This window comes from Bradyrhizobium sp. YCK136 (assembly GCF_044570075.1).
Classification (GTDB): domain Bacteria; phylum Pseudomonadota; class Alphaproteobacteria; order Rhizobiales; family Xanthobacteraceae; genus Bradyrhizobium; species Bradyrhizobium diazoefficiens.
Genome location: NZ_CP172425.1, coordinates 15,848 through 37,010, shown reverse-complemented (window position 1 = coordinate 37,010; position 21,163 = coordinate 15,848). Strand labels below are relative to the sequence as shown.

Here is a 21,163-nt window from a genome sequence, read left to right as displayed (position 1 = left end):
TTCAACAGCGATCGGGACATCCCCGAGTGCGCCGTTTCCTGGCACTTGCTCGGGTTGTCTTTTTCGTTCCCGAATAGGCCCGAGTCGCACGATGTAAGGCGACATCTGTCTTCGCTGCTCGTTTGGTCTTTCTGGCAGATATCTTGCCTTTTTGCGACTTGGACTGTTGGGGGCTCTTTGAGACTGTGAAGGCAGGATTTGGGGTATCGGGAGTTTCGGCCATCTCCAGCCCGAATAGAGCGGCGACATCGCCTTCATCAAGCACCTTCGCCGCGCCTGGCGCCGTTGTTAGCGGAGAATCCTGTCCAGCGCTGGCGAGCATTTCAGTTTCATCCACATCACGCAGCACAAAAAGAAGCTGAGGCTTTTCATCTAGCCGGGCGCCGACACCATACAGTGCTGCCGCAACGTGCTTGCACATGTCCGCCCAGTCCGGACAGCTGCAGGACAGCTTGATTTCCGTCGGCGACGGAAACAGGCCGTCACCCTCTCGACAGACCCGGTCCATCACGCCCTTCGCCAAGCGGCCCTGCAGGAGCTCAACTAGCGAATCGACGGTCCCGGCGCAGTCCCGACAGATGGATTTCCAGCGTGCCCGCGTAACCGGTGCAATGACAATCTTGATTTGGTAGAGCTCAGACCCGGCGACCATTGCCGAGATCTCGCCCTTGGCAATTTGCAGGTCGATAACGGAGCCGTTTCGAACATAGGTCCGGCCGCGCGGCAAGCGGTTCTCATAGTCGCTGTAGCGTTCAAGGTTGACGCACCAAGATCTGCCCCAGAAGCTCTTGGTAATTGTGCGGCCCTCGATCCTCACGGGCGCAACCGATCGTCCCTGCTTCTTGAGCTTGGCCAACTTGCGTTCTGCCTGTCGCCGCTTCTCAGCTACTGGCACGTAAGCATGCCACCCGTAGTAGCTCATTCATCCCCTTCCTTCATCGCCGCGCCCAAATCGAGAGTCACGAGTCTAAGCAACTCCTCATCTTTCATCTCAGTCAACAGGATGTCAGCTCCGCCGCTAAGAAAATCCCCAGCCAATTGTTTCTTCGACTCAATCATATGGTCGATCTTTTCCTCCACGGTGCCGCGACAAACGAACTTGTGCACAAGCACGTTCTTGGTCTGTCCGATCCGGAAGGCACGGTCGGTGGCTTGGTTTTCGACAGCCGGATTCCACCACCTGTCGAAATGAATGACATGCGAGGCCGCTGTGAGATTGAGCCCGGTGCCGCCTGCTTTGACCGAGAGCACAAAGAACGGGACGTCTTCGTCTTCCTGAAATTGGCGCACCAGGCCCTTGCGCTTCTTAACCTCTGTCTCACCATGCAGGACGAGGCCGGGCCTTCCGAATACGGAGCCCAGGAACGCCACTAGTGGCGCCGTTGTCTCCTTGAACTGGGTGAAGATAAGTGCCTTCTCCTGCCGGGCGGCAACCACTTCCGCGATGTCGCGCAGACGCACAAGCTTACCGCTATCCTCCTCATTCCACGCACCGTCGCCGAGCCACTGTGATGGATGGTTGCAGATCTGCTTCAAACGCATGAGAAAAGCTAGGACGATGCCTCTCCGCTTTATTCCATCGACATCTTCGAGATGGCCGGCCAGTTCCGCCACTGCTTGCTGATAAAGCGCCGCCTGCTTGCGGCTCAAGGGGCAGAAGGTTTTCACCTCGGTCTTGTCGGGCAGGTCGGCAATGATGCTCTTGTCGGTCTTCAGCCGTCGCAGGACATAGGGGCGCACCAGTTCGCGGAGCGGACCGTAAGGGTTATGTGGCCGGTCGGCGAGGCGTTTGACGAATGCCGAAAACTCCTTCGACGATCCCAACAGGCCAGGATTGATGAAGTCGAAGATCGACCATAGGTCGCCGAGCCGATTCTCGATGGGCGTGCCGGTCAGCGCAATGCGCATTTCTGCCTTGAGCCTCTTGACCGATTTTGTCTGCTTAGCGCCCGGGTTCTTGATGGCCTGTGCTTCATCGAGCACCACAAACCGCCATGATGTAGTTTCTAGCCAAGGCGTACGCGTCAGAAAGCCGTAGCTCGTGATTACGAGATCGACATCTGCGCATCTGTCCGCACTGTAAGTGTTCAGTTTCTCGGACGGCGCAGCCGATGGATGGACCACGACTGTTTTCAGGCTTGGCGCAAATCGGGAAATCTCGGCGGCCCAATTGGCTAACAACGAGGCGGGGGCTACGAGCAGGCACGGTTTCCGTGCCATGTCCTCATTCTTGATCACCAGCAGCAGCGACAACACCTGGATGGTTTTGCCGAGCCCCATATCGTCGGCAAGGCAAGCCCCAAGCTTGAGCTGCGTTAGCAGATAGAGCCATTGCACACCCGACTGCTGATAGGGTCGCAGCGTACCCTGAAAATATTGACCGGGGTCGACCCGCATGAGCCAATCGGGATGGCGCAAGGTCGCCAGCGTCTCCGCCAGCCAGGGGCCGGCAACGGTCTGGCTCCAATCGATGTCGGCTGGTGCGGCAGTTTTATCTCCGGCAATGCCAGCCCCAGCCAGCAGACGCATCGCCTCACCGAACGAAAGACCCTCGGCGGCGGCACGGCGCTCGATGGCCTCAAATTGCTCGAGTGTGCGATGCAGTCGTTCATGATCGACCTCGACCCACTTGCCACGGATTAAGGTCAATCCATCGGAATGCGCCAGGAGTCGCTTGATCTCGGCCTTCGAGAGGCTTTCGCCCTCGAGCGTCACCTCCATTCGGAAGTCGAGCAGCGCGTCCATCCCCAGCTGTGATGGCGCATTGCCCCCGACCGTTGCTTTCACTTGCGGGCGTGCGGGGTGGTTCATGCGCCAACTCGCCGGCATTCGCACGACCACCCCGGCGCTTTCGATTGCGGGAACATCCTTCAGGAATTGCAGCGCCTGTTGTGGGCTCCAGCGCAGCGGGTGAAAGATATCGCCGGCATTGACCAACGTCTTCAACCAAGGGCTCCTCTCGGCGGCGCGCTGGACGGGCATCAGCAGCGAGAGCAGGCGTTGGCGGTTCCTCGCACCGGAATACTCCTGCAAGGCTTTGCCAAGCGGCAGATGCTGGGCCTTGGCCTCAGCAGAGAGTCGGGTGGTGTAGGTCGCAAGAAACGCGAACGGGGCTTCATCGTCCTTCCGGTTCTCCGCGAGGTTGAAATGAACGCGCCCAACCAAATTCCAAGCCGGATGACGGCTCTTGAGGAACTCCTGCAGGGAGAGCTTGGCTTGCACCAACTCGGCATCAAAGGCCGCATCCATACCTTGCCAAAGATTGGCCAGGACAGACGTCGTCAGGTATTCCGCGCCGGTCATCGGCGGAACAGCCGCTGCCATCGTGTCCAACTCGCCATCGGCGGGGATCGGCACAGGCGGCTTGGTACGGCCGTCTCCAACACTAGGAAGCGCGCACAGCGCAGTCATGTAGCGCATTCCAAGCGCTCGCCAATACGACAACACCGGTGGGAGAACCGTCGCGACTTCGTCGGCGCCGAGCCACAACAATCCGTGCCCTGAGCCACGTAAAAATGCTTTCTCCAGCCGCAAGCCCTGATTGAGCTCCAACGCAGGAGCTTGCGCCGTTTGTCGCAGTGTCAGCAAACCATGCGGGGTAAGAACGGGTTCCAGCGTCATCATGACGGTGAGACCTTATGATCCCACCGGAAATGTCCGCGATTTTGGGGGTGAGCCGCGCGCCACATCGAGATGTAATTCGCCATTCTGTCACGAAGTACCGAGCATGGGCGCGGTCAGCAACTCCTTGACCCGCATGAACTGCTGAACGCACTCCGCGACTGCGGCCGGACTCTCCGGCAGAAGATCATCCTCCTCCAAAACATCGACATTCCTTTCGTTTTGCGAACGCTCGATTTGCGCCAACTGTGCGCCGATCTCATCCGGCGCGAACATGCGTCTCACCTCGGAAACAAACCGCGGCAGTTCCCGCGCGAAGTCGGGATGTCTGGAGGCAGTACTGGTAAAACTCATCAACTTCTCACCGACAAGGTAGTCGAAGGCCGCCGTGAGCCCGAATCGCGCCTTGATCGTTTGAGCCGCTTCGCACTGTTCGATCCAAATCTTATGCGCTTTGCCCGCATTCATAGTCGGCCCTCATCTTGTCGGCATCGATGCTATTCTTGACGCCAGCCACTCGTTCAATTTCGACCACCTTCGCCGCCCGGAAACGTTGCGAACCGCGATGGCAACGGCTTTCTTCTGACCGACCAGCACGACCAGCTTCTTGCCCCGGGTGACGCCGGTATAGAGCAGGTTTCGTTGCAGCATGGTGTAGTGCTGCGTCATCACCGGGATCACTACGGCAGGGTATTCCGAACCCTGGCTCTTATGGATAGTTGCTGCGTAAGCCGGCACCAGCGTGTCGAGCTCGCCAAACTCATAAATGACCGAGCGGCCGTCGAAGCTTGCGGTGAGTTCGCTGTCTTCGGAACTGACATCGTCGATATAACCGATGTCACCGTTATAGACCTCCTTGTCGTAATCGTTTTCGATCTGCATCACTTTGTCGCCGGACGCGAACGTCCAACCGAAGCGTTCAACCTTGCGCTCGCCGGCGGGGTTCAGAGCCGCCTGCAGTTCAATGTTTAGCGAGCGCGCACCGACGCCGCCCCGGTTCATTGGACACAGAACCTGAATGTCCCGAATTGGGTCGAGGCCGAAGCGATTGGGGATCCGTGTCTTCACCAACTCGATGATACGCTGTACGGCGGTTTCTGGATCGCCCGCTTGCACGAAGTAGAAATCGCTATCCGTGCCGGGCGGGCTGAGATCGGGGATGGCCCCCTGATTGATGCGATGTGCGCTGATAATGATGCGGCTTTGCGCGGCCTGCCGGAACACCTCGGTGAGACGCACCACCGGCACAGCACCGGATGAGATGACGTCGGCCAGCACTTGGCCTGGCCCAACCGAAGGAAGCTGGTCGATGTCGCCGACGATCAAAAGGGCAGATCTGTCTGGCACGGCCTTGATGAGTGACTGCATCAGCACGACGTCTACCATTGAGGCTTCGTCGACAACAAGCAGGTCGCAGTCGAGCGGATTGTCTTCGCCGCGCTTGAAGCCGCCGCCCTTGGGGTCAACCTCCAGCAGCCGGTGGATCGTCCTGGCCTCAAAACCGGTCGCTTCGGTCATGCGCTTGGCGGCGCGGCCGGTCGGCGCGCATAGCAGGAGCCTCACGCCCTTTGCTGCGAGAATGCGGAGAATACCTTTGACGATGGTGGTCTTGCCGACACCAGGACCGCCGGTCATGACCAACGCTTTGGACATCAATGCGAGCCGGATCGCAGCGACCTGGCTTTCGGCAAGGGTAAGCCCGATCCGTTGCTCGACCCAAGGCAGTGCCTTGTCGGGATTGATCCAGGGCCACGGCAGTGTGCCATTCGCAAGCCGGATCAGTCGCTCGGCAATCGAACGCTCCGCCCGATGCAGGCCCGCCAGAAATACGCATGACGTTTCGCCTACGCTGTCCGCGATGACTGTGCCTGCTGTCCGTTCGAGATCAAGCGCAATGCGCACCAGTTCCACCGGGACCTCAAGCAGCTTCTCGGCAAGCGGCACCAGTTCATCCGTCGGCAAACCGCAGTGCCCTTCGTCCATCGCCTCGGTCAGCCCATAGGAGATCCCGGCCCGAACCCGAATCATTGCGGTCTTTTCGATGCCGAGTTTCATCGCGATCGCGTCGGCAGTCTTGAAGCCGATGCCGCGAATGTCACGCGCGAGGCGGTAGGGGTTCTCGGTCATAACCTGTACGGCGTCCGCGCCATAGGTCTTATAGATGCGCACCGCCCGGGCTGTGCCGACGCCATTGCTGTGCAGGAAGACCATGATTTCGCGAACGATCTTCTGTTCAGCCCAGGCGGCCGTGATCCGGTTGGCCCGAACCGGGCCGATGCCCGTTACCTCGCGCAGGCGTTCGGGCTCCGCCTCGATGGTATCGAACACTTTCTCACCGAAGGCGCGCACCAGCTTCTTGGCATAGACTGGCCCGATGCCGCGGATCATTCCGGAGCCGAGGTATTTCTCGATGCCGTCGAGTGATGTCGGTTCCGAGGTCTTTAAGAACTTCGCCCTGTACTGTTGGCCATGGGTGCGGTCATTGACCCATTCGCCCGATGCGGTAATCCACTCGCCAGCGGAGATCACCGCGGCGTGCCCGACTACAGTGACCAGTTCGCGGTGGCCGCGCGCCTTGATCCGCAAAACGCAGTAGCCATTCCCGTCGTTGTGGTATGTGACGCGCTCAACAAGGCCAGCAAGAACTTCCCGGCTTGATGGTTTCGGCTGCGGTTTCATGCGGATCGTCGCATCATCTGTTCCGTCGCCGAGAGCACCATTTGCGGACAGCTCTCTTCCCCGAACCCAATTTGCTCAGTTGGATCGTCGTTGGCAAGCCACCACGGTGGTCAACCCCCTTCGGAGCCCACCGAGTTGGCATGCATAGCGTGACTGCATGGCCGATCAATGGGCGTCCGGCGATATGTGTCGGTAGCCGCCGTGCGGTGCAAGAATCGAACTGTAAAGGAGACCAGCCAGTCGTGATTTCGCTTTGCGGTTACCGCCGGCCGCGGCAACCTTGGTCTCGACCAGCAGCCGATCAATCGTGGCTGCGCTGACGCCGAGCACCAGTGCTCGATCGGCCTGGTCCTAGCTTGAGCCGGCCATGCCGCTCCAGCGAAGGCAGCAACGTCGGAATCATTACCCTGAGCCGCTTGCCGCAGATCCGATCCGAGGCCTCCCATAGCGCCACCAGTGTGAATCTGCGTGGGGTCCGGACGCCGATCGGCGTCCAAGTGCTTGATTGACTTCGCGCGTGCGGGGTCAATGTTCAGCGTCGATTCACAATCGCCCCCCGGGCAATTACGGGTGCCGCAACGAGCGCCTTGCAGTTGCGCTGCGGAAGAAGCAAAAGGAGGCAATCTTAGCATCGGCTTTTTCAATGGCGTTACAAAAGCAAAAGATCACCAAAGACCAGCTTCATGAATTGATCCTAGAACGGTTTGGACTGACCAACTTCTTTCAGGTCAGCGAGGACAGGCAGCTCGGGTTTCGCACAACTGTGGTAGCGGCGCCGGAGGATCTCTGTGAGTTACATTCTCGGCTCGAACGTATTTGCAGTGAGTTGCGGCCAAGATTTGAGTTAGAGTAAGTCACGACCTCAGGCGGGATCTTCGAGGGGCTTTCGGCTGATTGGCGTTGGTCGAAGTATCTATATCTGGGCTCCGGTGTGTGTGTGTGTGTGTGTGTGCGTAAGTTCACAGAAGCATCGCAGACCGGGTGCTAGATATTCTTCGCGAATATTATTGCGGTCGTTCATATTGGTGACGGAGTTTACGGTGAATTACATGGCACCGATACAGGCTAGGTTCCTCGTACGAAGAGGAAGCGTCGACTGGATGGTTTATGATCGGGATCGCAAGGGGGCGGCCCAACTGAAGGATTACAGCTTGGCTGAGAAGCTGACGAAGGAACAAGCCGAGCAGATTAAGCAGCGGCTGGAGACGGCTTGACCGACGTTTGCAACGACTACCGGTGCTCGCACAACGTCCAGATGGACGCGGCGAGATGGCCGGACGAGATGCGGCTATCCGGTCTCCAGCCGCGGTTCACTTGCACAGTCTGAGGCAAGCGCAGCTCAATCATTCGTTCGGTCGATGAGCCGCCAAGGATGGGCACGCGCGGCTGACGGGGGCTACCCTGCCCAAGTTTGGCCGACATGGCCCACATGCTGGTACGAGCCATCTAACCTGTCTTATTCGTAAGAGGCGCCCGAGAGGCTGGCGAGCGTGGTGTAAAGCGCTGATACGGCGTAGGATTCGGTTGTGAAGCCAACCCCATCACCTCCAACCGCGAACGCCACGCCCGCCATGACCGACGATACGATTCCGCCCTTCTCGTTTCCAGCCATTCACGCCAAGAAAGTCACAGCTGCCTTCGATGGTGGGCGCCTAACCTCGAACGGGGGCGTGATGCTTCTGGCGATGGCCGAGCGGCGTCTCGGCTTGGCCGACAATCTGGCCCGGGTGTTCCCGGATCGGCGCGATCCGACGCGGGTCGTGCACAGCCTTGTCGATATGTTCCGCGCGCGCATGTTCGCGATCTGCTGCGGCTACGAGGACGCCGACGACCTCGATCATCTGCGGTCCGATCCCGCATTCAAGCTGGCCTGCGGACGGCTGCCGGACACGGGCCGCGATCTGTGTTCCCAACCGACGCTGTCGCGGCTGGAGAATGCTCCGCGCCTGCGCGACGTGATCCGACCTACATTTTGGTCGACGCATGGATGGATAGCTACCCGCGCGAGCCGGCATCCGTCACGCTCGACATCGATGATACCTGCGATGTCGTCCACGGCCATCAGCAGCTCTCGCTGTTCAACGCTCATTATGACGAACGCTGCTTCCTGCCGATCCACGTCTACGACACGGAGAAGAGCCGTCCCGTGGCGGTCGTGCTGAGGCCCGGCAAGACGCCGGGCGGCGTCGAGGTGCGTGCCCTTCTGCGCCGCCTGGTACGGCATATCCGGACGCGGTGGCACAACACGCGAATTACGTTCCGTGGCGACGGGCACTATGCCCGGCCGGAGGCCATGGCGTGGTGCGAGACCAACGGCATCGACTACATCTTCGGTCTGTCCGGCACCAAGCCTCTCGCCAGAAAAGTCGACGAGGTCGCCGACGACATCCGCACCCGACGCGCCATCGAGAACCTGCCGGTTCTGCGTGGCTATACCGAGACGCGCCACAAGGCAAAGTCCTGGGATCGCGAACGGCGCACCGTCGCCCGTATTGAGGCGACGATGCTCGGCCTCGACATCCGTTTCGTCGTCACCAGCCTCGATGTCGGCTCGGCCGAGTGGATCTACGACAGCCTGTATTGCGCGCGCGGCCAAGCCGAGAATCTGATCAAGCTGCATAAGACGCAGCTCGCCTCCGACCGCACCAGCTGCCGTTCGGCGCTCGCCAACCAGGTCCGTCTCGTGCTCCATACACGGCCGCTTATTGGCTGATGCTGACCGTGCGCGAGGCCATTCCCAAAGTCCGGGAATTGGCCGCTGCCGAGTTCGCGACGCTGCGTCTTCGGCTCTTGAAGCTCGCCGCCCGTGTGGTCGAGACCTCGAGCCGCATTCGCCTTGCGTTTGCCGCGGCATGTCCCGAAGCCGACCTGATCCGCTGCTTGCCCGGCGCGCTGCTCCCGCTCGGTCCGTAACCGACCGGGCCTGCGCCCGCTCACCCGCCCCACTCCTCCATCGCCTACAAAACAGCTTGATGTAGAACCCGGTGAGAAAAGGCCGGACGGTCACCCACGCCAGCCGCCAGCCCCCGTCAGACGTCAAGAACGACCGTGCTCTCGTGAATAGATCGGGCTAAGGGGCTATCCGTTGACCTTGGCGGTGTCGTCCGGCAACGTCGTCGCCAAGGCTCTCACGCGCACATTCGGTCAATGGGTGCGAAGTGGTGGCGGTCGGAGTGTGCAGGCTAGCTGAAGCATCATTCCAACGGGCCGCGCCAAACTCGCGAGCGTTTGTAATCTTACAAATGTCACAGCCGCTGGCTAGAAACGTATCGACTGATTAGCACGGGCTCTTTCAATTGGCCATATCGCGATGGCGGCGAGCGAAGAGCGCGCTCGCCGAATCCGCGGCGGAGCATCGCAAAGGAAGAGTACAGATGTTCAAGAGACAGGTGTCGGGCCGCAAGCTTAAGTGCGCAACCAAGCGACGTCGAGCGAAGCCGAAGCGGACAGCGCGTCGTCAACTTGACAGAGCGTTCAACTTTGCAACGCGCGTATTTTCGAATTTCGACCCGACCACGGGGGTCGAGGGTGAAATACGGGACCGCATGGTCAGGACGGCGGAAGGGCGCTTCTATTTGATAGAAGGTCCAGACATCAAGCCGGGTGCTCGTGAAGTCGTAACGCCTTATAGGCTCGAAGATGTCTTTGCGTGGTTGCAGGATTGTCCGGAGCAAATCGAGCGGACAGTGATCGTCGGCAACGCCAATTGCAATCTTTTAGAGCGCTGAGTTCTGCTTTGGGCGACAAAGGCGCGGGACGTCAGACGACGCCCTGCGCATTACCGAGTCCCCGAGGGTTTCGTCAGCTTTCCGAAGGCTTATCCGAACAACAAGCTGTTGCAATGAGAATCAATTACGATGACGCCCCCTCCGACGGGCAGAGTCCGGCCAGCAGCGCAATGCGCTGGCCGGCGCTGCTACGACTGCTTACGGCCGCTTTAGCTGCTCAAGGACCAGCCTCTTTCGCTGCTGACGAGAAAGCGAGTGAGCCAATCAGGCGCCCCCGAGCGCGGCCCCAAGGACAAACCCACCGGGAAAATATCTCGTCAATGCATGTAAGCAGCGCCGGCTCGCGTAGTTGCTGCGCATGAAGCGCAAGGAGATCACAGAAAACGAGGCGACTGCTCGTCGGTCAGTGCATTGTCGAAAACTCCTCGGCAGCGATTCAAGTCACATGATCGTCTTCGTCTCGGTCCGCCTCGAGTTGGTCGGCCTCGTCCGACGCCAGCACAGGAAACTCCCCCGCGAGCATTTTGTCCTTGCTGAGCAGGCCAGCCTCCTCGAGCATCTCCATGTCCGGAAGATCGCGCAGCGTCTCCAGGCCGAAGTGCGACAGGAACGCCTTCGTCGTCACATAGGTGTAGGGCGCGCCGGGCTGGGGGCTACGCGGCCCGGCAGCGATGAACTCCAGTCCGCGCAGACGGGCGATGGTATCGCGGCTGACCTCTTTGCCGAAGAAGGATGACAATTCGGTGCGATTGATCGGCTGGTAGTAGGCGATGCAAGCAAGGATCAGCGCTTCGGTCTGCGACAACGCCTTGCCGTCGCCGGGAGCGCCGATCGCAGCCCGGATCGTTTCGGCGAAGTTTTTCCGGGTGCGGTGCTGCCAGCCGCCAGCGACGGCAACGAGCTCGTAGGGCCGGCCGCGCAGCTCATCACGGATGTCGTCGATCAGAAGGTCAATGCTGCAGTCGCGGCCGACGACGCGCGCCAGAACCTCGCGCGTCACCGGCGCGGGCGAGGCGAAGATCACCGCCTCGACGCGGCCCATCCATTCGCGCCAGCGCAGCTCCGGCGGCAGCTCGGCCAGCTCGATGTCGAGATCCTCTTTTGGCCGCGCGCGCCGCCCCAAATCACCCTCCCAAAATGTCAGAGCCCATACAGTCGGAAGGTGGGGCGGCCGGTCAGCTCGCGCACCGCGCCGAGCGAGACCAGCCGCTCGAATAGCCGCCGTGTGCTGCGGTCACTCGCGGTCCTGCCGGCGCCGGCCGCCTGGGCGTCCTCCATCAGCAGGATCGCCACCATCATGTCGGCATCCTTGGCCCGCAACTTCGGCGCGGAGGCAAGTAGCCGATGGGCGCGCCGCACGAGGTCGGCGTAGAGATCGACGGCAGCAGCAGCGGCGCGCGCATAGGCCAGCGCGCAAGTCCTCGCCCAGGTCTCGTCGGGGCCGCCGGCCTTGCCGGCCGCGCGCAGCTCGGCGCGGCGCAGCTGGCCGGCGAGCAGCGGCACCGCCATCGGCCATTTCAAGCGATGGGCGAGCACAATGTCTGCGAGCCACAAGGCGAGCGGTTCGCTGTCGGGGACGACGCGCAGGCTTATCGCCGCGATCTCGGCAGCGGCCGCGACGGCGCTTCTCTGTCCTGCCGCCAATTTCGCCGCGGCGGTGACGACGTCCTCAAGCGCTTCATTGAAGCGCAGCTCGAACAGCGAGGACAAGGTAAGCATCCAGTCCGTCGGCGCCATGGCGGCCTGCTCGCCGAGATACCGCCAGGCCTTGAGGATGCATCCGCCCGGCCCCGGGTCGTCGGTCTCGCGGCGCAGATACCAGGCGTCACGCAACGCCGCTTCGTCCTCGGTGCGGCCACCCTGGCGAGCGAGGACGGCGGCGTTGGCGAGCGCCAGGCGTTGGCGCCAGAGCTGAACGAGGGGATGCTCGCTGCGGGCGATCGGGTGGACCGCAGCAAGCGCGCCGCCGGCAAAAAACATCGCATCGTCAACCGGTTGGGCGGACGAGCCCTGCCGCGCCCAGCTAGGCACAGGCGGGACGGTCGGCGGGGGCTCGGGGATGATTCGCGCGAGAGAGAGCATGGCTAAGGGTAACAAATGACGGCGCTTGTGACCATTTATTTCGATAAAACCGCCGCGCCTGTCGGCGGATAACAACGACCGATAATGTTGCATTATCGGTCGTTTTTGCCTTTATAGAGAGGAATGAGCCTGTGGCTCGCTTTTCATCGCCGGACGGCCTCCTTTTGGCATCAGATCGACGAGAATTCGCGCTCATTGAGCGGACGGGGTTCGCCCCCAACTCCCGGACGCCGACCTGGAGATGGTCTCTCTCGTCGAGCAGAGTGCCAAAAATCACGCAAATCGGCCGCCCGGACGAAATCTCGCGCACAATTATGAGATTCCCGGCGCATAATTGTGAGACTGGCTGAATCGGAATGGTGAGACTGGCTGCCAAAGCACGCAGTCTCATCATATCTGAATCGCCTGCCCGTCGCTCGGCAGCTTTGTCCGCCGATTCGGCTAGAATCCGCCAATGAAGTCAAAGTCTGATTCGTTCCAGATCAATGATTTGCCGTCCGCCAATGAAACGCGAACGACACCCGGAATCGCCGTCCAGGACCCCGAAGGTCGTGCTCCAGACGCCTCCGCGCCGCCTGAGAGCCCGGCGGAAAGTGCCGATGTTTCCGCCGCAGAGACGTCGGCCGAGACCCGCGGCGGCCTCCCCTCCCCTCTCCCGGCTGCGGAATCCGGCGTGCCGGCGCATCTCGAACGGCTCGCCGACCGGGCCCGCGACTATGTCGAGGCGGCGAGCTCGGCCAACACCCGCCGGGCCTATGCCACCGACTGGAAGCACTTTTCCGGCTGGTGCCGGCGGCAGGGCCTCGAGGTCTTTCCGCCCTCCCCGCAGACGGTCGGGCTCTACATCACCGCCTGCGCCTCGGGCGCCGCGACGGCCGACCGAACGGCTAATTCGGTCGCGACGATCGAGCGACGCCTCTCGGCTCTGACCTGGAACTACGCGCAGCGCGGGACGCCGCTCGACCGCAAGGACCGGCACATCGCCACCGTCCTCGCCGGCATTCGCAACACCCACGCCGCCCCTCCCCGGCAGAAGGAAGCCGTTTTGCCGGAGGACGTGATCGCCATGCTGGAGACTCTCAATCGGGGCACGCTACGCGGCCTGCGGGACCGCGCCATGCTGCTGCTGGGCTTCGCCGGCGGCCTGCGGCGCTCCGAGATCGTCGGCCTCGACCTCCATCGCGACGACACCGAGGATGGCCGTGGCTGGGTCGAGATCCTCGAGAAGGGCATGATCGTCACCCTGCGCGGCAAGACCGGCTGGCGCGAGGTCGAGATCGGCCGCGGCTCGTCGGACGCCACCTGCCCGGTCGTCGCCCTGCAGACCTGGCTGAAGCTGGCCCGGATCGGCCATGGGCCCCTATTCCGGCGTGTGCGGGGTGAAGGCAAAGACGTTGGTCCGGATCGCCTCACCGACCAGCAGGTCGCCCGCCTGGTGAAGCGTGCGGCGGTCGCCGCCGGCGTCCGTGGCGATCTGCCGGAGGGCGAGCGGGAGGAGAAATTTGCCGGACATTCCCTACGTGCCGGCCTCGCCTCCTCAGCCGAGGTCGACGAGCGCTACGTGCAGAAGCAGCTCGGCCACGCCAGCGCCGAGATGACCCGGCGCTATCAGCGCCGGCGCGACCGCTTCCGTGTCAATCTGACCAAGGCGGCAGGCCTCTGAGGCCGCTCTCCGCTGATTAGAACCGATATGCCCAATCGCGCATTCCGATAAACATGATGCGCCACGGCTGGTCGATAAGTTTGTTCCACGCGTAGCAACAGTGATCGAGGATGTCGTTGTAGGATCTGAACACGCAGTTCGAAAGCCAGTTGTCACGAAGGAACTGCCAGACGTTCAAAAGCCAGGATCAACTCGACGTGCAGACTCTACACAGGTCGAGAGAACGGCTAGTCGCCGAGGGTACGGCGCTGATCAACCAGTTGCGCGCCATTCTTTTGGAGCGTGGATTGGTGGCTTGCCAAGGCTCAGTCTTCCAGTCGAAGATGATCTTCATCGGGCCTCCCCTCATTATTGCTGTCCAATCAGTCGGCGAGCCCGATCATCACGGACAGCATGTTGTTCAGCGCCAGCATATCGGCGCCTGACAGATGGCCTATCACCGGGCCGCATTTGGCACGCGGATAGGCCAGAACCTTGTCGACCATGACCTGTGAGACGAGCTTGAGACCGTTCGAGGCCGTCGGCTCGATGGTGAGCCGATATAGCGGGGCATCGGCGATCATGCCGGTGAGCAAGACCACGAGCACGCTGTCCGCCGCATTGAGCACGTCGGACTGGATGACGACCGCCGGACGGGGCTTGCCGTAGTCGCCCTGTGCCGAAACCGTGACGAGATCCCCTCTCCTCACGATTCAGGCCATTCAGTCGCGGCGGCAATGAAATCCAGCGCCTCAGCTTCCTCGGGCCGGCCGCGCAGCAGCAATCCCTGCCGCCTGGCTTCGGCGGCAAATTCCGGCTTGTGGGGATCAGGCACCCAGATGCGCAGCTGCTTCATGCCGCGATGCTGCTGCTGTTGGCGGTAGCGTTGAAACTTGGTCAGGCCGTCATCGGTATGCTTGGGCCGCGCCATATGAGATCTCCATCAGTTGCGCGCTACTTTACTATAAAGGTTGCGCGCTACCAAACCATTTCATGAATCAGGCCGCATTTTCGTTTTCTTCAGCGGGGCATTGATCTGCGCCATCAGGATCGGCCCGAGCGAGAACTCCCCTGCCGCGGCTTTCGCCGTCAGGCCGCGCAGATAGCCGCCGGCGGAATTGATGGTGGCGCTCCGCTCGAGGATGCAAGCGACAACGATCGCGGCCTGGACCTCGCCCATAACGCGCTGTGCCTCCTCCCAAGCGCTGGGACTGATCCCGAGCATCCGCCGGGCCACAGCGGCCGTCGCCAGGAATCGCGCCAATTCGAAATCTGGCCGTCCTTGGCGTAATCGGCCAGGTCGCCACACGCCTGCAGCACCATTCCTAAGGGATAGCGCCCCTCCCCTCCCCTCCCCTCGGCGTTTGTTGGTCTGGCACCGCTCTAGCCGTCCCGCCTTCTCGGGAGGCTGGTTCAAGATCAATAAAGAGGTTTGGATTTGAACTCTGTTTGTGCGGCTCAGAATGGGCCTCATTGGGGTCCAGATTCGACGTTTTGACGTGTGATTTCAGCAGACCAAGCACGTCGTCGGCGAGTTGAGAAAGCGTGTCAGCGGCCTCCTGCAGCTGCTCAAGTGTCGGCGAGCGTGGAATTCCGTCCACGATCGCCCGGAAGCCGACGTGAATCCCGGGCCAGTCGGCGGGTACGCCCTCCTCGATGCCGGTGGCGATCATCTTGGCGATGTCGCGCCGGCAGAGCGTAATGCGTTCACGGGCCAGCTTCACGGCCCTGATCCCGGCCGCGATCTCCTCGGCCAGGCCCTCGATCTCCTCAGATCGGGCCACCAGCGGCGAGATGTCGAAGCCAAACGCACGATCGCTCTCCCCTTCCCAGCCCTTCCTGACGTAGCGCTTGCCGTTCGGGCTATCGCGGCGAACGATCAGGCCGGCGTCGACCAGGGCCGCCAGGTGACGCTTCAGCGTCGAGATCGGCATGCCATGGGCCCGGAGCGACAACTGGACGTTCGACGGGAAGACGATCAGATCGTCCTCGCCCGTGAGCGCAGTCTGCGGGTGGAAGGTCAGCAACGCGTTTAGCACCGATAGCGAGCGCTCAGAGACGCCGAGCTTCGGTCTGGCCAAGCAGATGGCCTGGTAGATCCTCCACTTGTGGACCACCTTCTCCGGCGGCCGCGATGTCGCGACGATCTGGCTTGCCACATGGGCAAGCGTCAGCGATCGCCGCCCAAAGGGCGTCGTTGGGACATGGGTCTGCATGGGCCTTTTCAGGCAAAGGAAATCCGCCCGCCAAAAATGGCGTCAGCCTCGCCGGGAGACTCTTGACAGCGATTCGCGGAAAGCGTCTTCTCTGAAGCGCCAACTATCAGATGAAGGCTTCCGGGACGGTGACGTTTCGGGGGCCTTTTTCTTTTGCAGCTGCTCCTTGGTTCGAGTTGGTCGGGAGGTTACGAAACAAAAAAGTCGTCAGCTGACGACTTTTTCCTCAGCGGCCTTCAAGCCAGTCATCGCGTAGCGCGACCAACCGGCTTTCAAACCACTCTCCGAATGATCGACCATCGGCGCGAGCCGATCCGTCGTCCTTCGGAAGCTTCAATGTCAAGTCTCCCGCCGGCGATCGCCGCACGAGCGCGTAATCAGCCCCGTTCCGATCCTTGAGGGGTGAAAAGTCGTCAGCTGACGGCTTTTTCGAATCCGTCGAAGCCAGATTGAAGATGGCCTGGAAGCGCTCGTCACTGGGGAGTTTGAGGAACTCCGGATCGCTGATCTTCTTCCTGAAGGCATTGAGTTTCGAGGGAACGATCTCTGTGAGCGCCAGCCAGCGCGGACGCCCGATCGAAGGGGCAGGGCCGATGGCGACGATAATGTCCTCGGGCACCTTCTCGGCGATTTCGATCATCTTGTAGACGTTCGCCTTGCCGCCCGAGATCGCGGCAATCAGCTGCTCGCCTTTCAGGCCCCGATCCTTCAGCCTCCGTGCGAACAGGCAGCGCTCAATGAACGACGTGTTCTTGCGCTCGTTGTTCTCCTGGCCCTGGGCGATGAGGGCGTCATCTTCGCCGATGTCCGTGACGACAGCTCTCAAAGGCCGGCCGAGAGATTTGACGGCTTCCACACGCCGATGGCCGAAGACAGTGAGGTAGCGGCCAGGCGCTGTGGGGTTCGGCCGGAGCAGGGCAGGGACCCTCTGGCCGGATTCGGCGATACTGGAGCGAAGAGACTCGTTCTCCTCAGAACCCGGATCATCAAGCCGGTCCCGGATCGGCGAAGGATCGATCAGAGTGCTATCGATCTCCTGGACAACGCCGTTCTTATTCAGATCGTCCAGTTCTTTCTGAAGCCTTTCGGCTCGCCGGCTGCCTTCGGCCGCATCCTGCAGGACACTGCTGAATTTGTTGAGCGCCGGCGAATGTTGCACGATCGGTGCGTGGACCCTCGCTGGCTCACCGTCCTTGGTTTCCGGCTTGTCTCCGAGCTTAAAGAGATTTTTCCGGCTCATGGTCTCCCCCATGCAGCGTGTATCAGTTGCTCGATCTCTCCATTGACGGCGTTCACGGATTCCAACGCCCGATCGTAGGTGGACCTAGTGAACTGGCTGCGCTCGACCTCGTAGATCGTTTGGCTCGTGAGCCCCGCATCGGAGATCGCCGTCGACTTCAGAGCCGGATGATTGAGGACGTAGCCCTTGAAGATGCTGCGCAGGAAACCAACGATTTGGTTCTGAGGACCGTCCGAGGGCTCAAACCTGGTCAGCAAATACCGGATGAAATTGTGCGGCGGATCGTGGCCCGTCTGCTGGTGGACGACGTTCAGATAGGAGCCGAGCATGGTCAAGAACTGGCTCATGCTCATGACGTCCAGCATCTCGGGATGGACGGTCACCAGAACCGCCGTCGCCGAAATCAGAGCCGAGAGCGAGAGGAAGCCAAGCTGGGGAGGGCAGTCGATGACGACGACGTCGTAATCGGCCTCGACCGGGAGGAGGGCATCCATGATGCGCCCGAAAATCTCCACCCCGCCCTTCTGCTTCGTCGCGACCGTCGCGGTTTCGTGCTCGAACTCCATCAGCTCGAGGGCCGCGGGCACCAGATCCAGGCCGGGGATGTAGGTGCGCCGAATGATGTTCCTGAGGGGGGCGGCGTCTTCTCCGTAGTGGATAGCTCCATAGAGGGACTGGTTCGGACCAACATCAACCTCGGGCGCCACACCGAAGATCGAGGTAAGGGAGGCCTGAGGATCGAGATCGATTGCCAGCGTCCGATAGCCGTGGATCGCCAGATACTGGGCGAGGTTGGCGGATGTCGTGGTCTTAGCCGATCCGCCTTTGAAGTTGATGACGGCAATCACCTGCAGGTGCTCGCCGGGCCGTCGGCCGCGCAGAAGCTTACCCGGCGTGCGTGACCTTTCCTCCAGTGTCCTTCGCAGGGTCTGGAGATCCTCGAGGGTGTAGGTTCGACGCGCCTGACCCTTCGTGCTGAGTTTGTCGTCGATTTCGAGCGCCACGGCTCGCAAGTAGCTCTCGGCCACGCCGAGGAGCGACGAGGTCTCGGCGGGAGACAGCTTCCTGAAGGTTTTGGCTGACGTCGGTGGAAAGGTTTCCAGCCGATGGTCCGTCAGCTTGTCGAGCAGGGACTTGCCCTGCTCCTCGATGAGGAGCCTCAGTGGCTTTCCTGATTGACCGACGTTCACAACAAGCGCTTTCTCGTGATTTTCGCGTATAATTCCGCTTGTTGACTTTCTCCGTCGATTCCATCGAGTCGCGCAAGGACTATTTTTGCAGGCGTTTTAACGGCCCGTTACCCATATTCGGCAGCGATTCACGTATTTGTTCGCCTCGAAGCTCCGATTTTGGCCAATCAATGGGAACAGGCGTGACCCGTGGGGCACGATCGCCGGGCTTCTGGCGGCTCCGCACGCGGATCGCATCAGCGTGTTGAACGCATTTATTGCATTTCAATCAATAGCATAACTGTGCGCTTCATTGAGAATGCGGCCTGCCGGGGCTCATGTTCTTATGAGAGGCGCCAGCGCTCGCTATTCACCGATCCACGGCCGCTTTCAGGCTTTGTCGATGCCGACTCACCCGGGCATCGAGAACCGCACTCATAATTTCATTAGTCGCGCCGGCCGGGCGATGGTGGCTTTTAGGCCTCCGAACCCGACAGATTCGGAGCAATACGCATGCGGGCCATCGCCGTCCCACCCAAAACATACAGTAACTCAGCTGTCCTTCTCGATTCGATGCACGGACTTCGCGCCCACGTCTTCTGCGAACGCATGAACTGGGACGTCGAGGTCAGGGACGGGCGCGAGGCCGATCGGTTCCGCTGGCCGACCTACATCCTGGCGCTATCCAATCGGAGCGAGGTCGCCGGTTGCGCCCGATTGCTGCCGGCGACTGGGCCGACGTTGCTGTCCGTGCGCTTTCCCGAGCTGATCGGGTCGGGCCCGCCTCACGCCGCCATGATCAAGAGCTCGCGCTTCTGCGTCGACACGTTGATCGAGACGGGAAGGGCAGGGCTGGCACTTCATGACGCGACCTGGACGATGTTCACGGCGATCATCGAATGGTCGATGGCGAACGGCTATTCCGAGCTCGTCACCGGGACCGATGTCCGCATCAAGCGGATCCTGCGCGGCGCGGGCTGGCCAATGGCTCGGATCGGAGAACCCGAGCCGATCGGCAACACGGCTGCCGTCACCAGCCTGCTTCCGACTGACGAGGCGAGCTTCAAGCGCGTGCGTGCGGCCGGCCGACTACTCGTCAACGATCTATCCGCTCCGGCAAGCGGCCTGAGGAGGTCGCGATGACGCAACTGCGCTCCCATCCGCGCCTGATCCGCAAGCTGCAGGACGCCCTTGGCAAAAAGCTCTGCGTCGCCCTTGATGACGCAACCGTTGTGGAAATCATGCTCAACCCGGACGGCCGACTGTTCATCGAACGGCTCGGCCACGGCATGGCGGCGACCGGAGAGATGACCGCGGCCGCCGCCGAGATCGTCATCGGCAGCGTCGCACACGCGCTCAATTGCGAAGCCGACGACGAGCAGCCGATCATCTCCGGAGAACTGCCGATCGGCGGCCACAGGTTCGAGGGGTTGCTGCCCCCGATCGTCAAGGCGCCGGCTTTCACGATCCGGCGGCGCGCCTCGCGGCTGATTCCGCTCGATGATTATGTGAAGGGTCGGGTGATGACCGAGCGCCAGGCCGACATCATTCGCAACGCCGTCGCCTCGCGCCTCAACATCGTCATTTCCGGCGGCACCGGCTCCGGCAAGACGACGCTGGCGAACGCCGTCATCGCGGAGATCGCCGAGACAGCGCCTGACGACCGCATCCTGATCCTCGAGGACACGGCCGAGATCCAGTGCCCGGCCGAAAACGTCGTCGCGCTGCACACCAGCGACACTGTCGACATGGCCCGGCTTCTCAAGAGCACCATGCGACTACGGCCCGACCGCATCGTCGTCGGCGAGGTTCGCGACGGCGCCGCGCTTACGCTGCTCAAAGCCTGGAACACCGGCCATCCCGGTGGCGTCGCCACTGTCCATGCGAACACCGCCGAGTCGGCCCTGCGCCGGCTCGAGCAGCTCTCCGCGGAAGCAAGTCAGCAGTCGATGCGCGAGGTGATCGGCGAAGCCGTCGACCTCATCGTCTCGATCGAGCGGACCGCCAAGGGCCGCGTCCTGCGCGACATCCTCCACGTCGAGGGCTTCGTCAACGGCCGCTACCAGACCGAATCCTATTGTCCAAAGGAGGAAACCCATGTCGCCTGACCGCCTTGCCGCCCGCATCGTGCTGGGGCTCGCGCTCGGCCTGCTGATCGCTCATCCCGCGCTTGCCTCGTCGGGCGGCAGCCTGCCGTGGGAAAGTCCGCTCGAGCAGATCCAGAAATCCATCACCGGCCCGGTCGCCGGCTTCATCGCGCTGGCGGCCGTGGCGGTCGCCGGCGGCATGCTGATCTTTGGCGGCGAGCTCAACGATTTCGCGCGGCGGCTGATGTACATCGTGCTTGTCGCCGGCATCTTGCTCGGCGCCACGCAGATCGTCGCCTTGTTCGGCTCGACCGGCGCTTCGATCGGCACCGTCGCAACCGACACAACCGCCGCCCCCATCTCGTCCGGCAGCAGGGCAGGGGAGGGAGCTCGTGGCTGAAGCCGACTCCGCGCTCGCCGGCTCGCGTATCCACCGCGCGCTGTCGCGGCCCAATCTGCTGATGGGCGCCGACCGCGAACTCGTTCTGCTCACAGGGCTTGCGGCCGTCATCCTGATCTTCGTGGTGCTCACCTGGTATGCGGCGCTGTTCGGCGTCGCGATCTGGACCTTCACGGTCGGCCTGCTGCGGATGATGGCGAAGGCCGATCCGGCGATGCGGCGCGTCTATATGCGCCATGTCGGCTACCGCCGGCACTATCGCCCGACCTCCTCGCCCTGGCGGCGCTTCTGAGGATCGA

General features: G+C 61.7%; 18 protein-coding genes and 4 pseudogenes. 9 read left to right on the top strand and 13 right to left on the bottom strand.

Features of this window, described 5'->3' with window-relative positions; genetic code table 11:
* Window position 1: 1 nt before the first annotated feature.
* The 5 genes from ACFLEY_RS47405 to ACFLEY_RS47385 all read right to left on the bottom strand — a co-directional run bounded on the left by ACFLEY_RS47405 (window position 2) and on the right by ACFLEY_RS47385 (window position 6,630).
* Entirely contained in the window at window positions 2–922 is a 921-nt protein-coding gene (locus ACFLEY_RS47405; protein ID WP_396605017.1) for an SWIM zinc finger family protein, read from the bottom strand.
* Window positions 919–3,624, bottom strand: coding sequence for a DEAD/DEAH box helicase (locus ACFLEY_RS47400; RefSeq protein ID WP_212491427.1), 2,706 nt, complete (start codon window positions 3,622–3,624; stop codon window positions 919–921). The genes ACFLEY_RS47405 and ACFLEY_RS47400 overlap by 4 nt, the downstream gene beginning before the upstream one ends.
* 87 nt (window positions 3,625–3,711) lie before the next feature.
* Entirely contained in the window at window positions 3,712–4,089 is a 378-nt protein-coding gene (locus ACFLEY_RS47395; RefSeq protein ID WP_018273921.1) for a hypothetical protein, read from the bottom strand.
* Window positions 4,090–4,098: 9 nt separating this feature from the next.
* Window positions 4,099–6,300 carry an ATP-dependent RecD-like DNA helicase gene (locus tag ACFLEY_RS47390; protein WP_060913170.1) on the bottom strand — a complete coding sequence of 734 codons (2,202 nt, stop codon included), beginning with the start codon at window positions 6,298–6,300 and terminating at the stop codon, window positions 4,099–4,101.
* A 165-nt stretch (window positions 6,301–6,465) separates the two neighbouring features.
* A complete protein-coding gene (locus ACFLEY_RS47385; protein ID WP_157790585.1) occupies window positions 6,466–6,630 on the bottom strand; it encodes a hypothetical protein in 165 nt (54 codons plus the stop codon).
* Window positions 6,631–7,349: 719 nt separating this feature from the next.
* Here ACFLEY_RS47385 and ACFLEY_RS47380 point away from each other — a divergent pair.
* The 3 genes and pseudogenes from ACFLEY_RS47380 (at window position 7,350) to ACFLEY_RS47370 (ending at window position 10,028) form a co-directional block, all read left to right on the top strand.
* Window positions 7,350–7,514: a hypothetical protein gene (locus ACFLEY_RS47380; RefSeq protein WP_166218292.1), complete on the top strand. Its 165-nt coding sequence runs from the start codon at window positions 7,350–7,352 to the stop codon at window positions 7,512–7,514.
* Between the two features lie 357 nt (window positions 7,515–7,871).
* Window positions 7,872–9,213, top strand: a pseudogene (locus tag ACFLEY_RS47375) (IS1380 family transposase).
* A 461-nt stretch (window positions 9,214–9,674) separates the two neighbouring features.
* Window positions 9,675–10,028 carry a hypothetical protein gene (locus ACFLEY_RS47370; RefSeq protein ID WP_035681562.1) on the top strand — a complete coding sequence of 118 codons (354 nt, stop codon included), beginning with the start codon at window positions 9,675–9,677 and terminating at the stop codon, window positions 10,026–10,028.
* Between the two features lie 436 nt (window positions 10,029–10,464).
* Here the strand turns inward: ACFLEY_RS47370 and ACFLEY_RS47365 are convergent, their stop codons facing one another.
* Both ACFLEY_RS47365 and ACFLEY_RS47360 read right to left on the bottom strand, forming a co-directional pair.
* The gene (locus tag ACFLEY_RS47365) at window positions 10,465–11,151 is read right to left on the bottom strand and encodes an SMC-Scp complex subunit ScpB (protein ID WP_028182291.1); all 687 of its coding nucleotides are present in this window, start codon (window positions 11,149–11,151) and stop codon (window positions 10,465–10,467) included.
* A 17-nt stretch (window positions 11,152–11,168) separates the two neighbouring features.
* Window positions 11,169–12,110: a DUF1403 family protein gene (locus ACFLEY_RS47360; RefSeq protein ID WP_060913236.1), complete on the bottom strand. Its 942-nt coding sequence runs from the start codon at window positions 12,108–12,110 to the stop codon at window positions 11,169–11,171.
* 454 nt (window positions 12,111–12,564) lie between these two features.
* Here ACFLEY_RS47360 and ACFLEY_RS47355 point away from each other — a divergent pair, with 454 nt between their 5' ends.
* Window positions 12,565–13,773 carry a tyrosine-type recombinase/integrase gene (locus ACFLEY_RS47355; protein ID WP_232674643.1) on the top strand — a complete coding sequence of 403 codons (1,209 nt, stop codon included), beginning with the start codon at window positions 12,565–12,567 and terminating at the stop codon, window positions 13,771–13,773.
* Between the two features lie 16 nt (window positions 13,774–13,789).
* Here ACFLEY_RS47355 and ACFLEY_RS47350 read toward each other — a convergent pair.
* A pseudogene (locus ACFLEY_RS47350) lies at window positions 13,790–13,948 on the bottom strand (IS630 family transposase); the annotation flags it as partial.
* Window position 13,949: 1 nt separating this feature from the next.
* Here ACFLEY_RS47350 and ACFLEY_RS47345 point away from each other — a divergent pair.
* A pseudogene (locus ACFLEY_RS47345) lies at window positions 13,950–14,078 on the top strand (IS110 family transposase); the annotation flags it as partial.
* A gap of 57 nt (window positions 14,079–14,135) precedes the next feature.
* Here ACFLEY_RS47345 and ACFLEY_RS47340 read toward each other — a convergent pair.
* From ACFLEY_RS47340 to repA, 5 genes and pseudogenes are all read right to left on the bottom strand, one after another.
* Window positions 14,136–14,462: a type II toxin-antitoxin system PemK/MazF family toxin gene (locus ACFLEY_RS47340; protein WP_028152590.1), complete on the bottom strand. Its 327-nt coding sequence runs from the start codon at window positions 14,460–14,462 to the stop codon at window positions 14,136–14,138.
* On the bottom strand, window positions 14,459–14,683 hold the full coding sequence (locus tag ACFLEY_RS47335) for an antitoxin MazE-like protein (RefSeq protein ID WP_028152591.1): 225 nt from the start codon (window positions 14,681–14,683) through the stop codon (window positions 14,459–14,461). The genes ACFLEY_RS47340 and ACFLEY_RS47335 overlap by 4 nt, the downstream gene beginning before the upstream one ends.
* 60 nt (window positions 14,684–14,743) lie before the next feature.
* Window positions 14,744–15,968 (bottom strand): annotated as a pseudogene (gene repC / locus ACFLEY_RS47330) (plasmid replication protein RepC).
* A 226-nt stretch (window positions 15,969–16,194) separates the two neighbouring features.
* Complete coding sequence (gene repB / locus ACFLEY_RS47325; protein WP_049808001.1) at window positions 16,195–17,208, bottom strand: plasmid partitioning protein RepB; 1,014 nt, start codon at window positions 17,206–17,208, stop codon at window positions 16,195–16,197.
* Window positions 17,205–18,398 carry a plasmid partitioning protein RepA gene (gene repA, locus ACFLEY_RS47320; RefSeq protein ID WP_028152592.1) on the bottom strand — a complete coding sequence of 398 codons (1,194 nt, stop codon included), beginning with the start codon at window positions 18,396–18,398 and terminating at the stop codon, window positions 17,205–17,207. The genes repB and repA overlap by 4 nt, the downstream gene beginning before the upstream one ends.
* Before the next feature lie 492 nt (window positions 18,399–18,890).
* On the opposite strand from repA, the gene ACFLEY_RS47315 reads away from it, so the two are divergent.
* Genes ACFLEY_RS47315 through ACFLEY_RS47300 form a run of 4 tightly spaced genes read left to right on the top strand, consistent with a single transcriptional unit; the run spans window position 18,891 to window position 21,156 of the window.
* Window positions 18,891–19,520 (top strand): acyl-homoserine-lactone synthase, encoded by a 630-nt coding sequence (locus ACFLEY_RS47315; RefSeq protein WP_063629878.1) that lies wholly within the window; start codon window positions 18,891–18,893, stop codon window positions 19,518–19,520.
* A complete protein-coding gene (gene trbB / locus ACFLEY_RS47310; protein WP_060913174.1) occupies window positions 19,517–20,485 on the top strand; it encodes a P-type conjugative transfer ATPase TrbB in 969 nt (322 codons plus the stop codon). The genes ACFLEY_RS47315 and trbB overlap by 4 nt, the downstream gene beginning before the upstream one ends.
* Window positions 20,475–20,864, top strand: a complete 390-nt coding sequence (locus ACFLEY_RS47305; RefSeq protein WP_028152594.1) for a TrbC/VirB2 family protein — start codon at window positions 20,475–20,477, stop codon at window positions 20,862–20,864. Before trbB ends, ACFLEY_RS47305 begins: the two co-directional genes overlap by 11 nt.
* Complete coding sequence (locus tag ACFLEY_RS47300) at window positions 20,857–21,156, top strand: conjugal transfer protein TrbD (protein ID WP_028152595.1); 300 nt, start codon at window positions 20,857–20,859, stop codon at window positions 21,154–21,156. The genes ACFLEY_RS47305 and ACFLEY_RS47300 overlap by 8 nt, the downstream gene beginning before the upstream one ends.
* Window positions 21,157–21,163: the final 7 nt, after the last annotated feature.